Origin of the sequence: Streptomyces sp. NRRL S-118 (assembly GCF_000716335.1) — a bacterium.
GTDB lineage: Bacteria > Actinomycetota > Actinomycetes > Streptomycetales > Streptomycetaceae > Streptomyces.
The window spans coordinates 1-711 of record NZ_JOBL01000368.1 but is presented as its reverse complement, the minus strand read 5'-3'; the positions used below and the strand labels follow the sequence as shown (position 1 = coordinate 711).

The window sequence follows — 711 nt, the reverse complement described above, 5'->3', positions numbered from 1 at the left end:
AAACCACTCCGCGAAGCCTCGATCGCAGGCGCGGAGCCGAGCACGCGGGAACGGAAGCCTGGCGTTACAAAGTGGTCTGGAAGGGGCTCTCGGCAGAGGCAACGCCCCGGCTGTCCGGTCGCTGGCTGCTGGTTCAGCCGGAGGGCACGGACCCCGGCCCGGCGGATGACATCGCCGACGTACTCAGCCACCACGGCGCCACCGTGCAGCGGTTGGTGGCCGATCCCGTGGCGCTGGGACGTGACGGTCTCGCCGCGCGGCTGTCCGGCACCTGGGAGGGCATCCTCTCCCTCCTTCCGATGGACGAGCGGCCGCACCCCGACCACCCCGGTCTCGACCGCGCCACCGTCGGTACGGTCCTCCTCGCGCAGGCGGCCTCCGACGCCGGTACGAGTGCGCGGTTGTGGACCGTCACCTGCCGGGCCGTCGCCGTCGCGACGGGAGAGCGGCCCTCCACGGCCGGAGCCCAGGTCTGGGGTGTCGGGCGTGGCATCGCCCTGGAAGTGCCCGCCCTGTGGGGAGGTCTGGTGGACCTCCCCGACGCGCCGGACGCCCGGTGCCTGCGACGGCTGGCCTGGGTGCTGGCAGCGGCCGGTGCCGAGGACCAGGTGGCCGTACGAGCCTCCGGCGCCTACGGGCGCAGGCTGGCACCCGCCGGGGGAGCGGCCGGTGCCGGCCGGGCGTACACCCCGCGGGGGACGGTGCTGGTGA

1 pseudogene is annotated in these 711 nt (G+C 74.7%); it reads left to right on the top strand.

From position 1 onward, the window contains the following. Positions 1–71: 71 nt before the first annotated feature. Positions 72–711 (top strand): annotated as a pseudogene (locus IH00_RS36935) (polyketide synthase subunit); the annotation flags it as partial.